The sequence below is a fragment of the Methylobacterium sp. BTF04 genome, assembly GCF_010692745.1.
GTDB lineage: Bacteria > Pseudomonadota > Alphaproteobacteria > Rhizobiales > Beijerinckiaceae > Methylobacterium.
The window spans coordinates 124944-138016 of sequence record NZ_JAAHTB010000004.1 but is presented as its reverse complement, the minus strand read 5'-3'; the positions used below and the strand labels follow the sequence as shown (position 1 = coordinate 138016).

Here is a 13073-nt window from a genome sequence, read left to right as displayed (position 1 = left end):
CCGGAGGAGGACGGCGCCCGTGACCACCTGGAATCAAGTCTACGATCCGTTCGGGAGCCCCTGGCTCTCGACGCTGGCGGCCTCCCTGCCGGTCATCGCGCTGCTGGGCATGATCGCCAGCGGCAAGGTCAAGGCGCACATCGCCGCCGTGCTCTCGCTGGTCCTCGCGTTCTGCGTCGCCGTGTTCCTGTTCGGGATGCCGGCCGATCTCGCCGCCCGCGCCTCGGGCTACGGCGTGGCGCTCGGCCTGTTTCCCATCGGCTGGATCATCCTCAACGTCATCTTCCTCTACCGGCTCACGGTGGAGAAGGGCTGGTTCGCCACCCTGCAGCAATCGGTGGCCGGCATCACCACCGACCGGCGGCTGCAATTGCTGCTCGTCGCCTTCGCCTTCGGTGCGTTCTTCGAAGGCGCCGGTGGCTTCGGCACCCCGGTGGCCGTCACCGGCGCCATCCTGATCGGCCTCGGCTTCTCGCCGCTGGCCGCCTCCGGCCTGTCGCTCATCGCCAACACCGCCCCCGTGGCCTACGGCGCCCTCGGCGCCCCGATCCAGGGCCTCGCCTCGGTGACCGGCTACGACCCCTACATCCTCGGCGCGATGATCGGCCGTCAGCTGCCGTTCTTCTCGGTGCTGGTGCCGTTCTGGCTGATCTGGGTGTTCGCGGGCTTCCGCGGCATGATCCAGATCTGGCCGGCGATCCTCGTCTGCGGCGGCTCCTTCGCCCTGGCCCAGTTCGGCATCTCGAACTACGTCAACCCGTGGATCGTCGATATCGGCGCGGCCCTGATCTCCATGGGCGCCCTGGTGATGTTCCTGCGGGTCTGGCGCCCGGCCGTGATCTGGACGTCGCCGGCCCTGCGCGGCAACGATCCGTCGCTCGGCTTCGTCACCGCCGCCGGTGGCGCCAAGGTGGCGCCGGTATCCGCCGCCGGCACCCGCACCGCCTCCTCCTCCGAGATCTTCATGGCCTGGGTGCCGTGGATCATCCTCTCGGTGATCGTGGCGATCTGGGGCACGGGCTGGTTCAAGAACATCGTCAACCCGATCTTCACCTGGAAATACGAGGTGCCGGGCCTCCACAACGTCATCATGAAGGTGCCGCCGGTGGTGGCCAAGGCGCATCCCGAGGCGGCGGTCTTCGCCTTCACCTACATGTCCTACACCGGCACCGGCGTGCTGTTCGCCGCGTTGCTCTCCGGCCTGCTCATGCGCTTCTCGCCCCTGCGCCTGGTCACCGCATATCTCGAGACGATCTGGGTGCTGCGCTATTCGCTCATCACCATCTCGGCGATGCTGGCGCTCGGCGTGCTCACCCGCTACGCGGGCGTGGACGCAACCCTGGGTCTGGCATTCGCCGGCACCGGCGTCCTCTACCCGTTCTTCGGCACCCTGCTCGGCTGGCTCGGCGTGGCGCTGACAGGGTCGGACACGGCCTCCAATGTCCTCTTCGGCGGATTGCAGAAGATCACCTCGGAGCAGCTCGGCCTGTCGGGCATCCTCATGGCCTCGGCGAACTCGTCGGGCGGCGTGATGGGCAAGATGATCGACGCCCAGTCGATCGTCGTCGCCTCCACCGCCACCGGCTATTTCGGCCAGGAGGGCAAGATCCTGCGCTTCGTGTTCTGGCACTCCATCGCGCTGGCCTGCCTCGTCGGCTGCCTGGTGATGCTGCAGGCCTACGTCTACCCATTCAACGCGATGGTGATTCACCCGTAAGCGAGCACCCGTGAGCCCGCGGCGCCCGCATCCAGTGCGGTGCGCCGCACGGCCTGAATGAAACAGCCCGCCCCGGTCACGCCGGGGCGGGTTTTTTGGTGGCCCCAGGGCTGGACAATGCCGCCCGCGACGCCCCTTGTCGGCGGGTAACCTGGGACCGACGTCAAGACGATGTTCTTTCGTAAGCTCGCCTCGCGCTACAGCCTCGCGAACCTGCCTCCGGTGGAGACGGCGCGGCTGCGCCTCGCCGCCCTGGTCCCGGCCGATGCCGAGGCCCTGCGCGCGCTCACCGACGACCCGGCGATCACCAGCGCGGTGGAATTCCTGCCCGATCCGTTCACCCTCAAGGATGCGCGCCAGATCATCGGCCCCGCCAAGGTGACGAACGATTGCTTCCTGGGCGCCTGGACGCAGACCCGCGATCTCGCGGCCGTCATCGGCCTGCACCTGCGCGGCGAACACGCGGTGGAGGTCGGCTACTGGGTCGGAGGCGCCCATCGCGGGCAGGGCTACGGCAGCGAGGCGGTGGCGGGCGCCCTCACCCTCCTGCGCAAGCGCTTCCCGCACCGATTCATCATCGCCGAATGCCGGCCCGAGAACGCGGCCTCCGTCGGCCTCCTGCTCAAGGTCGGGTTCCGCGATACCGGCGACGAAGGCCAGCGGCCGGGACGCCACGTCTTCACGCTCAAGACCGACTGAGCGTCCGACGGCGGAGAATCCGGACGCCCCGTCATTCCGGGCGGATGGCATGTCTCGCGGCGCGTTCGCCGATCGTCCCGGCGTCTGAGCCTTGGCCGCCTCGAGGGGGATCGCCCTTGTCGCGCGGCGGCCGATGCTGCAAAGCCTGCCTCTGATTCGACACGCCCCGGCCCGAGCGACCCATGCACGACATCCGCGCCATCCGCGAGAACCCGGACGCTTTCGATGAGGCCCTGCACCGGCGTGGGCTCCCTCCCCTCGCCGCCACGCTGCTCGGCCTCGACGATTCCCGCAAATCCGCGGTCTCGGCGGCGCAGGCCAACCAGGAGCGCCGCAACGCTCTGGCCAAAGAGATCGGCGGCGCCAAGAAGGCCAAGGACGAGGCCCGCGCGAGCGCGCTGATGGCCGAGGTGGCGCAGCTCAAGGAAGAAGCGCCGGCCCTCGACACCGCGCAGACGCAGGCCGGGACGGCCCTCGACGAGACGCTGGCGGCGATCCCGAACCGGCCCAACCCGGAGGTGCCGGAGGGCGCCGACGCGCACGGCAACGTCGAGTATCGCCGGTTCGAGGCCAAGCGTCCGCAGCTCGCCACGGGCCGCCAGCATTTCGAGATCGGCGAGGCCTCCGGCCTGATGGATTTCGAGGCCGCCACGCGGATGTCGGGGGCGCGCTTCGTGGTGCTCAAGGGCCATCTCGCCCGCCTGGAGCGGGCACTCGGGCAGTTCATGCTCGACCTGCATACCGGCGAGCACGGCTACACCGAAGTGGCGCCACCCCTGATGGTGCGCGACGAGGCGATGTTCGGCACGGCGCAACTGCCGAAGTTTCGCGACGACCAGTTCGCGGTGCGGGAACACTGGCTCATCCCCACCGCCGAAGTTCCGCTCACCAACCTCATCCGCGAAAGCATCCTCACGGAGGAAGAACTCCCGTTGCGCTTCACCGCCCTCACCCCGTGCTTCCGCGCCGAGGCCGGGTCGGCCGGGCGCGATACGCGCGGGATGCTGCGCCAGCACCAGTTCAACAAGGTCGAGCTCGTCTCGATCACCACGCCGGCGGAATCGGCCCATGAGCACGAGCGCATGCTCGGCTCGGCCGAGGCGGTGCTGAAGAAGCTCGACCTGCCCTACCGGATCATGACGCTCTGCACCGGCGACATGGGGTTCGCGAGCCAGAAGACCTACGACATCGAGGTCTGGATGCCGGGCCAGGAGACGTTCCGGGAAATCTCGTCCTGCTCGGTCTGCGGCGACTTCCAGGCGCGGCGGATGAACGCGCGCTACCGCGCCAAGGACGGCAAGGCGGTGAATTTCGTCCATACCCTGAACGGGTCGGGAGTCGCGGTCGGCCGTGCCCTGATCGCCGTGATGGAGAACTACCAGAACCCGGATGGCAGCGTCACGGTGCCGTCGGCGCTCAAGGCCTATATGGGCGGGATCGACCGGATCGAGGGACACACAGTCTGATGCGCATTCTCGTCACCAACGACGACGGCATCCACGCGCCGGGGCTCGAGACCCTGGAGGGGATCGCCCGCTCGATCTCCGACGACGTCTGGGTGGTCGCCCCCGAGACCGACCAGTCCGGCGTCTCGCACTCGCTCTCGCTCAACGATCCGCTGCGGCTGCGCCAGATCGCCGACAAGCGCTTCGCCGTGAAGGGCACGCCGTCCGATTGCGTGATCATGGGCGTGCGCCACATCCTCAAGGACCATGGGCCGGACCTCGTCCTGTCCGGGGTCAACCGCGGCCAGAACGTCGCCGAGGACGTGACCTATTCGGGCACCATCGCGGCGGCCATGGAGGGGACGATCCTCAACGTGCGCTCCATCGCCATGAGCCAGGCCTACGGGGCCGGGGGGCGCGGCGCGATCAAGTGGCACTGCGCCGCCGAGCACGGGCCGGGCGTCGTGCGAAAGATCCTGGAGATCGGAATCGAGCCCGGCATCGTCGTCAACGTGAACTTTCCCGATTGCGAGCCCGGGGAGGTCCAGGGCACCTCGGTGACGGCGCAGGGGTTCCGCAATCAGGCGCTGCTCGCCATCGACGCGCGGCAGGACGGGCGCGGCAACCCGTATTTCTGGCTCGCCTTCGCCAAGGCGACCTTCCAGCCGGGCCACGGCACCGATCTCATGGCGATCGCGGAGAACCGTATCTCGGTCACGCCCCTGCGCCTCGACCTCACCGACGAGCCGAGCCTGACGCGGTTCGCACAGGGTTTTTCGACGTGATGCGGTTTTCGGAGTGATGCGGTCGTCGGTCGATGCGCGCCTTCGCTGAGGCCGCCTGGTATCGGGCATCCCGACCCTGATGCGCGCCATTCCATGACTGCCGATCCATGACCACCGATGGCTCGATCGAGGATGCCGCCTTCGTCATGGCCCTGCGCGGCCGTGGGGTGCGCGACACCGACACCCTGCGCGCCATGGAGCGGGTGCCGCGCGAGCGCTTCGCGCCGGCCCGGCACCGCGATCTCGCCCGGCGCGACCTCGCCCTGCCCCTGCCCTGCGGGCAGACCATGACGGCGCCCACCATCGTCGCGGCGATGCTGGCGGCCCTCGGTGTCCGCCCCGGTGCCCGGATCCTCGAGATCGGAACCGGCTCCGGCTACGCCACCGCCCTGCTGCTGCGCCTCGGCGCGGGCCACGTCCACAGCGTGGAGCGTTACGCGCTGCTGGCCGAGGATGCGTACGACAATCTCGTGCCCGAGGACCGGGTGCAGGCGACGGTCTTGGTCGGCGATGGGTTGTGCCCAGGTCGCCTGCCGACGGGGCCGTTCGACCGCATTCTCGTCAACGGCAGCCTGGCCGCGATGCCGGCCCATCTGCCCGCCCTGCTGGTCCCGGGGGGCCGTCTCGTCGGGGCGCTCGGCACCGCGGAGACCGCCCGCCTCGTGGTCATCGAGGCCGACGCGACAGGGGTGTTTCACGAGCGATTCGGGGCCCGTCTGCGCCTGGCGCCACTGACGCCGGGCCGGTCCCGCGTGCTGTGAGCGAGAGCACCAATGGTTGCACCGCGATCGGAAACGTAATGAATCGGAACGGTTGCTTAACCTGAATCCCGTTTGAATGACGTCATCAAGTTGCGTCAGGCAGACAGGTGCGTCGATGCGGGTTCGCGGGACTGGTCGAGGGATGAAGACGCTGTCGCGCTTCGCTCTCATCGGAGTGATCGGTGGTGGCGCTGCCGCCTGTTCGTCGGATGCGTCGCGGTTGGGCGACCCGTTCAGCAATCCATTTGCCTCCAACATGTCGAGCGAGCCCTCGGCCACGGGGAGCCTGCCCGACGGGGAGATCGCCCCGGCGCCGGTGGTGCGCACCAGCCGCATCCAGTCGCAGGCCCTCGGCGCGCCGAACGCCCAGATGTCGCCGCGTCCGATGGCGATCGCGCCGACCGCCGCCCCCGTGCGGACCAGCCGCCTCGCCTCCACCGAGCCGGCCTCCGGCATGGTGCTCGGCATGAACCCGGATGCGGGCCGGGCCTCCGCCGCCCCGGCCATGACCACCCGCACGGTGCCGGTGGCCCCGAAGACCATCGACCGCGCCGCCGAGAAGAAAGCGCGCGAGACCGAGGCCCGTGAGGCCGCTCAGGCGCGCAAGGAGGCCGAGGCCGAAAAGCTCGCCGACGCCAAGAAATTGGTGGAAACCAACCGCCTCGCCGAAGCCAGGAAGGCCGCCGAGGCGAAAAAGCTGGTCGAGGCCCGCAAGGGCACCGAGACCAAGAAGGCCGCCGAGGCCAAGGCCCACATCCGGCCAGGCCAGGCCGTTGCGAGGACCGAGGACAAGCCGGTCCGCAAGATCGAGATCAAGGAGGCCAAGGCCGAATCCAAGCCGGACGTCGCCAAGCTGAAGGCCGAGGCCAAGGCCGATGCGGCCAAGGCTGCGGCCAAGCAGGTTGCCGAAGCGAAGGCCTCCGAGGCCGCCGCCAAGGAAGCCGCGAAGGCGCCGGTGAAGGTCGCTGCCGTGGAGGCCCCGAAGGCCGAGCCCGCCACCACCGCGTCGGTGGCCGATGCCTCGTTCCGCTGGCCCGCCAAGGGCCGGGTGATCTCGGGCTATGGCACCAGCGGCAACGAAGGCATCAACATCTCGGTGCCCGAGGGCACGGCGGTGAAGGCGGCCGAGGACGGCACGGTGGCCTATGCCGGCTCGGACGTGAAGGGCTACGGCAAGCTCGTGCTGGTGCGCCACAGCAACGGCTATGTCTCGGCCTACGCCCATAACGGCGAACTCGACGTGCGCCCCGGCGAGAAGGTCAAGCGCGGCCAGACCATCGCCAAGTCCGGCGCGTCCGGCAACGTGACCTCGCCCCAGCTCCACTTCGAGATCCGCAAGGGCGCGACCCCGGTCGACCCGATGCCGCACCTCGCCAGCAACTGATTTCGCCCGCACTTTACGCGTGACGACGAACGGCGGTCCCTCGGGGCCGCCGTTTCGCGTTTCGGCCGGCCCCGTTGATCCGCCCGACGCCCGAGAGTATTCCGTGGCGATGACGGACCAAGCACACCCTTCGCCCATCCACATCATCGGCGGCGGCCTCGCGGGCTCGGAAGCCGCCTGGCAGATCGCCGAGGCCGGCCATCCCGTCATCCTCCACGAGATGCGACCGGTGCGCGCCACCGAGGCGCATCACGGCCAGGATCTGGCCGAGCTGGTCTGCTCGAACTCGTTCCGCTCCGACGATGCCAACGGCAATGCGGTCGGCCTGCTGCACCAGGAAATGCGGACTCTGGGTTCGCTCATCCTGTCCTCGGCCGACGCACACCAGGTCCCGGCCGGCGGCGCGCTCGCCGTCGACCGCAACGGCTTTGCCGCCGCCGTCACCGCGGCGCTGGAAGCGCATCCGCGCGTCACCATCGCCCGCGAGGAGGTCGAGGGCCTGCCGCCGGAGGACTGGGGCCAGACCATCATCGCCACCGGCCCGCTCACCGCCCCGGCGCTGGCACAGGCGATCCGCGACCTGACCGGCGCCGAATCCCTCGCCTTCTTCGACGCCATCGCGCCCATCGTCCATCGCGACTCCATCGACATGGACAAGGCGTGGTTTCAGTCGCGCTACGACAAGGTCGGTCCCGGCGGCACGGGCGCCGACTACATCAACTGCCCGATGAACCGCGAGCAATACGACGCCTTCATCCAGGCCCTGATCGGTGGCGACAAGATCGGGTTCAAGGAGTGGGAGGCCTCGACGCCGTATTTCGACGGCTGCCTGCCGATCGAGGTGATGGCCGAGCGCGGCCCCGAGACCCTGCGCCACGGGCCGATGAAGCCGGTCGGCCTCACCAATCCGCACGACCCCACCGTGAAGGCCTGCGCCATCGTCCAGCTGCGCCAGGACAACGCGCTGGCGACCCTCTACAACATGGTCGGATTCCAGACGAAGCTGACCTATTCCGAGCAGGTGCGGGTGTTCCGCACGATTCCGGGCCTGGAGAACGCCGAGTTCGCACGCCTCGGCGGCCTGCATCGCAACACCTATCTCGACAGCCCGCGCCTGCTCGACGCCAGCCTGCGCCTGAAGGCGCGGCCATCCCTGCGCTTCGCCGGCCAGATCACCGGTTGCGAGGGCTATGTCGAGAGCGCCGCCATCGGCCTGATGGCCGGCCGCTTCGCGGTGGCCGAGGCCGAGGGCCGAATCCTCTCCCCCCTGCCGCCGACCACGGCGCTGGGTGCCCTCATCGGCCATATCACCGGCGGCCACATCGCGGCCGAGGATGCCGGCACACCGCGCTCGTTCCAGCCGATGAACGTGAATTTCGGGCTGTTTCCGCCCCTGGAGCACGCCCCCAAGGGCGAGGCCGGCAAGCGCCTGCGCGGACCGGAAAAGTCCGTCGCCAAGAAGCTCGCCATGACCGACCGGGCGCGGGCGGATCTCGCCGGCTGGATCGGCGGCTGCGCGTCGCGTCTCGCGGCGGAGTAGCGCGACCCTTCGGTTCGAGGACGCTATCCCGTCCTCGAACCCCGGTACCGGCGCCTCAATCGTCCAGCCCGTCGGCCTTGCGCTGCGCCTTGCGGCGGCGCTCGACGCGGGCGACCGAGAAGATCGACGCCTCGTAGAGCAGGATCATCGGGATCGCGAGCGAGAGCTGTGAGATCACGTCGGGCGGGGTCAGCACGGCGGCGACCACGAACACCAGCACGATGGCGTAGCGGCGCTTCTCCCGCAGGAACGCCGTATCGATGACGCCGATCTGGCCGAGCAGGGTCAGGATCACCGGCAGCTGGAAGGCGATGCCGAAGGCGAAGATCAGCGTCATGATGAGCGAGAGGTACTCGTCCACCTTCGGCAGGAGCGCGATGGTGGCCTCGCCCGGCTGCCCGATCTGCTGCAGCGAGACCGAGAACTGGATCAGCAGCGGCATCGCCAGGAAGAACACCACCAGCGCGCCGAGCACGAAGAAGATCGGCGTCGCCACGAGATAGGGCACGAAGGCCTTGCGTTCGTTGCGGTAGAGGCCCGGGGCCACGAAGGCGTAGATCTGCGACGCGATCACTGGGAAGGCCAGGAACGCCGCGCCGAACACGCTGAGCTTGATGTTGGTGAACACCTGCTCGAGGAAGTGCGTGGCGATGAGCTTGGCGTTCTCGGCCCCCACCACGGAGACGTAGGGCCAGACCAGGATGTTGTAGATGTGCCGCGAGACGAAGAAGCACGCGAAGAACATCACCACGAAGGCGGCCAGCGACTTGATCAGCCGGGCGCGCAATTCGATCAGGTGATCGAGGAGCGGAGCCCGCGACGCCTCGATGTCGGCGTCATCCGTCGTGTTGGTCATCGGCCGGGTTCGGACTGTGTCTTGACGGGGGATGCGACGGCGGGCGCGAGGGGATCGGCGCTCGACGGGGTCGGCTCGATGGGCAGAGGTTCTGAGGGCACAGGCTTCGGCCTGGGCGGAAGGTCCGGCAACGCCTCGACGGGGGGAATGCCGTGCCCTGCGACGTCGGCGGTGGTCGCCTCGTAATCATGCGCCGACGGATGGACCACGGCCGGAGGCTCCACGCCGATTTCGGCGGCAGTTTCGGCGGAAAGGTCGGCAACGGACTCGGGTGGCGCCACGGGATCGCGCTCGGCCAGTTGCGCGGCGACATTGGCGAGCGGCTGGGTCGGAGAGGGCGTGGTCTTCGTCTCGGGCCGACCGTCGACCGCGCCTCTGATCTCGTCGCGGATGGTCTGGACCGGGTTGAACACCGGACCCATCGTCCCGGCGGACTTCTTGACCCCGTCGACCTCGCGGCGGATCTCTTCGAACTCCGCCTCGCGGATCGCCTCGTTGAACTGCGACTGGAACTCGCCGGCCATGCGGCGCATCTTGCCGGTGATCTGGCCGACGGTGCGCAACGCCTTCGGCAGATCCTTCGGACCGATGACGATGAGGGCGACGCCGCCGATCAGCATCACCTCGCCCCAACTCATGTCAAACATGCTGTCGACTGTCCCGCGGCCGCGCCAAGCCTCTCACGGCGGGCTGCCTATCGCAGGTCGCGGCGTATTCCGCCAGGGACCTGCGAGAGGGGATGTCCACCAAGAGCCAGAGGCTAGAAAAGCGTCAGACGACCTTGCGGTCGGCGGCGACGGTGTTGGCGGTAGCCGGCTCACCCTGGTGGGGAAGCGTGCGCACCGGCTCGCCGGCGCTCGGCGGCGGCACGGCGGTGGGGGTCTCGTCCTCGGCCATACCCTTCTTGAAGGCCTTGATGCCCTTGGCGACGTCGCCCATCAGGTCGGACACCTTGCCGCGCCCGAACAGCAGCATCACGATGCCGGCCACGATGATCCAGTGCCAGATACTCATGCTGCCCATGGCAACCTCCCGCGCCGCAGCGGAACTCTGCGCGGCGCCGTTGTGTGTGATCGATTGAAGGCGAACCTAAGGATCGGGCGGCCCGAGCACAAGAAGTGCCTCGGGAACCGGAACCCTTCAGGGCGCCACAGCGCGGGCTTGCAACAATCAGGCCCGCACCCGATCCGCCAACGAATCTCAGGCGGCGAGCGACAGGGCCGCCTCGAAACGCGCACGCGCCTCGCGCACGTCGAAGGCACCGGCTTCCGCCGGCAGGCGGGCCAGGGCGGCGAGCGCCCGGCGTAAGGAATCACCCGCCAGAACCGGTGCGCCTTCTGCGACGCCGCGCATCTCGTCCATGTCACCGTTGCAATGGAGGCCGACATCGACGCCGGCGGCAAAGCACGCCTCGGTACGGGCGCGGAACGAGCCCTGGAGCGCCTCCATCGAGAGATCGTCGGTCATCAGCAGACCGTCGAAGCCGATGGCGGTCCGGATGACCCGGTCGATGACCAGGGCCGATTGGGTGGCGGGGTTTTCCGGGTCGAGGGCGGTGAAGACCACATGGGCGCTCATGGCGAGCGGCAGGTCGGCCAATGCCCGGAACGGGGCGAAGTCCTGGGCGGTCAGCGTGGCGAGGTCGGCCTCCACCACCGGCAGGCCCTTGTGGCTGTCGCACCCCGCGCGGCCATGACCGGGGATGTGCTTCATCACCGGCAGGACGCCGCCGGCCATCAGCCCCTCGGCCACCGCCCGGCCGATCTCGGCGACGGTGGCGGGGCTGGTGCCGTAGGCGCGGTCGCCGATCACGTCGTGGGCGCCAACCACCGGCACGTCGAGGACAGGGGCGCAATCGACGTTGATGCCGACGCTGGCGAGGTCATGCGCCATCAGCCGGGCACCGAGATGGGCGATGGCGGCGGCCGAACCGTCGAGGCGCCCGAAGCGGCCGCCCGCCGGATAGGCCGGCCAGTGCGGCGGCCCCAGGCGCTGCACCCGGCCCCCCTCCTGGTCGATGAGGATCGGCGCATCGGCGCGGCCGACCGTGGCGCGCAGGGCATCGGTGAGCGCCCGGACCTCGTCCGGCGTGCCGATGTTGCGCTTGAACAGGATGAAGCCCCAGGGCGCCACATCGGAGAAGAACGCAGCCTCCTGCGACGACAGGGTCCGGCCGGCGCAACCGAGGATCAGGGCACGGGTGGTCATGGGCGGGTCGCGTCCTGCGAATCGATGACGTGGCCAGACGGCCTGGCCGAGGCTTTTGGTCCAGCTCCGGCGAATCGATGGTGTCTCGTACCGGACAGAGTCGAATGGGAGGCCGCCCCGCCGCAAGGGCGAAGACTCGCCTCAGACGCGGATGCGGCGCCCCTGTTGCCGCCCGGCTTCAGGCAGGCAACAGGGGCGATCCGCACGCGTTCGGTTCTTGTCGTCTGATCTCAGTTCTTGGCGACGAAGCATTGACCACCGGCGCCCTGGAGCTCAGTGCACAAGCTCGTCGCCTTGTCCTTGCCGAGCGGCCCGACGCGGACGCGGTAGATCGTCTTGCCGTTGACCTCGGCCTGACGGATGAGCGCCGACTGGCCCGAGAGCTGGCTGTACTTGCCCTGCATCTGCTTGAACGCGGCCTGGGCCTCGCCCTCGCTGGTGCGCACACCGAGCTGCACCGAGAAGCTGCCGGCGGGAGCCGCCGCGGCCGAGGCGCGGGTGGCGACCGGAGCCGGCAGGGCGGAGGTCGCCTCCGGGGTCACGGCGGCGACCCGCTGGGGCGCCTTCACGCGCGGCGTTGGCGCCGGGGCGGGGATGGTGGGCTCGGCCGCGGGTGCCTCCGCCATCGACGCCGGTGTCGACGGGGGCATGCGGCCGGCGCGCTGGCGCAGGGACGCCGTGGTCGCCGACCCGTCGGTGCCGGCACCCGGCAGGGTCATGGTCGGGATCACCGAGGGGGGCGACGTGGCCTCCGCCACCGTCTCGCGCTGCGGCGCAGGGACCGGAGTGTCGGGCTTGACCGAGACCGTGCGGACCCGGCGCGGCTCGCCGAGCGATTCGGTGAGGGTGCCCTGCTGCTGGGGCGCGGCACCGGGCGTCGCGCCGCTGGCGCTGCCGGGGGTCGCCCCGCCCTCGCCGGTGGTCCGGCCGGCGGCGCGGGCGGCCTGCGCCACGTCGAGGGGCTGCTCCTCGCGGTTGACGATGCGGATCTGGCCGTCCTTGGCGGTGCGGTCGTAGATCTGCTTGTTCTGATCGGGAATCTCGACGCCATCGGACTTCTGCGGCGCGATCTTCAGGGGTGCGGTGTCGGCCAGGATCGTCGGCACGCCGCCGCTGCTGCCGTGGCTGCCATGCAGGCCGCGCCAGGTCAGCGCACCGGTGACGCAGACCGCGAGAACGCCGAGGCCGGCGCCGACGGAGACGAGACGGCTGCGATGGCGCGGCCGCTCCAGGAGCCGGCCGCGATCGGCCGCATCGTTGGCATCGAAGGCCGCCGCGTCCGGCGGCGGGCCTTCGGCAGCGTGATAGTCGCCCTGCTCGACGGAGGCGAGATACTGGTCGAAGGCGTCGGCCGGCGTGGCGGCCGGATGCAGCGGCGCCTGAGCCTGATGCGAAACCTGCGAGCGAATCGGGGCCGGAGCCGCCGACGCATCGACGAAGGTCGGTTCGATCCGGCCGCGCGCAGTCGCCGCAGCGGCGTCGGCGCGGGAATCCCGCGCCTGGAGGAGGGCCCGGAAGGGATCGTCCTGTCCGACGATACGGGCGAGTTCGGCGAGCGGGTCGACCTTCTGGCCGGGGTGCGGCTGCGGCTGAGGCTGCTGCAGGTCACGCGCAAAAGCGTCGAAATCGACCGGCGCTCGCGAAGCGTTCGTCGTCATGGCAGCATCCCTCATTCACG

General features: G+C 69.6%; 12 protein-coding genes. 7 read left to right on the top strand and 5 right to left on the bottom strand.

Annotated features, from left to right (window positions below):
* Positions 1-19: 19 nt before the first annotated feature.
* From G3T14_RS04210 to trmFO, 7 genes are all read left to right on the top strand, one after another.
* Positions 20-1717: an L-lactate permease gene (locus tag G3T14_RS04210; RefSeq protein WP_163640350.1), complete on the top strand. Its 1698-nt coding sequence runs from the start codon at positions 20-22 to the stop codon at positions 1715-1717.
* A 171-nt stretch (positions 1718-1888) separates the two neighbouring features.
* Positions 1889-2416 (top strand): GNAT family N-acetyltransferase, encoded by a 528-nt coding sequence (locus G3T14_RS04205; protein ID WP_163640348.1) that lies wholly within the window; start codon positions 1889-1891, stop codon positions 2414-2416.
* Positions 2417-2598: 182 nt separating this feature from the next.
* Entirely contained in the window at positions 2599-3882 is a 1284-nt protein-coding gene (serS, locus tag G3T14_RS04200; protein WP_163640346.1) for a serine--tRNA ligase, read from the top strand.
* Positions 3882-4646 carry a 5'/3'-nucleotidase SurE gene (gene surE, locus G3T14_RS04195; RefSeq protein WP_163640344.1) on the top strand — a complete coding sequence of 255 codons (765 nt, stop codon included), beginning with the start codon at positions 3882-3884 and terminating at the stop codon, positions 4644-4646. The genes serS and surE overlap by 1 nt, the downstream gene beginning before the upstream one ends.
* Before the next feature lie 107 nt (positions 4647-4753).
* Positions 4754-5407: a protein-L-isoaspartate O-methyltransferase gene (locus G3T14_RS04190; RefSeq protein ID WP_163640342.1), complete on the top strand. Its 654-nt coding sequence runs from the start codon at positions 4754-4756 to the stop codon at positions 5405-5407.
* A 142-nt stretch (positions 5408-5549) separates the two neighbouring features.
* The gene (locus tag G3T14_RS04185) at positions 5550-6791 is read left to right on the top strand and encodes a M23 family metallopeptidase (RefSeq protein WP_163640340.1); all 1242 of its coding nucleotides are present in this window, start codon (positions 5550-5552) and stop codon (positions 6789-6791) included.
* A gap of 109 nt (positions 6792-6900) precedes the next feature.
* Entirely contained in the window at positions 6901-8331 is a 1431-nt protein-coding gene (gene trmFO, locus G3T14_RS04180; RefSeq protein WP_163640338.1) for a methylenetetrahydrofolate--tRNA-(uracil(54)-C(5))-methyltransferase (FADH(2)-oxidizing) TrmFO, read from the top strand.
* Positions 8332-8386: 55 nt separating this feature from the next.
* Here trmFO and tatC read toward each other — a convergent pair whose 3' ends face one another.
* The 5 genes from tatC to G3T14_RS04155 all read right to left on the bottom strand — a co-directional run bounded on the left by tatC (position 8387) and on the right by G3T14_RS04155 (position 13053).
* Positions 8387-9187 carry a twin-arginine translocase subunit TatC gene (tatC, locus tag G3T14_RS04175; protein WP_163640336.1) on the bottom strand — a complete coding sequence of 267 codons (801 nt, stop codon included), beginning with the start codon at positions 9185-9187 and terminating at the stop codon, positions 8387-8389.
* A complete protein-coding gene (gene tatB / locus G3T14_RS04170; protein WP_163640335.1) occupies positions 9184-9834 on the bottom strand; it encodes a Sec-independent protein translocase protein TatB in 651 nt (216 codons plus the stop codon). The genes tatC and tatB overlap by 4 nt, the downstream gene beginning before the upstream one ends.
* 124 nt (positions 9835-9958) lie before the next feature.
* Complete coding sequence (locus G3T14_RS04165) at positions 9959-10210, bottom strand: twin-arginine translocase TatA/TatE family subunit (RefSeq protein WP_163640333.1); 252 nt, start codon at positions 10208-10210, stop codon at positions 9959-9961.
* A gap of 177 nt (positions 10211-10387) precedes the next feature.
* A complete protein-coding gene (gene nagZ, locus G3T14_RS04160; protein WP_163640331.1) occupies positions 10388-11395 on the bottom strand; it encodes a beta-N-acetylhexosaminidase in 1008 nt (335 codons plus the stop codon).
* 230 nt (positions 11396-11625) lie between these two features.
* Complete coding sequence (locus G3T14_RS04155) at positions 11626-13053, bottom strand: SPOR domain-containing protein (RefSeq protein WP_163640329.1); 1428 nt, start codon at positions 13051-13053, stop codon at positions 11626-11628.
* Positions 13054-13073 lie beyond the last annotated feature (20 nt).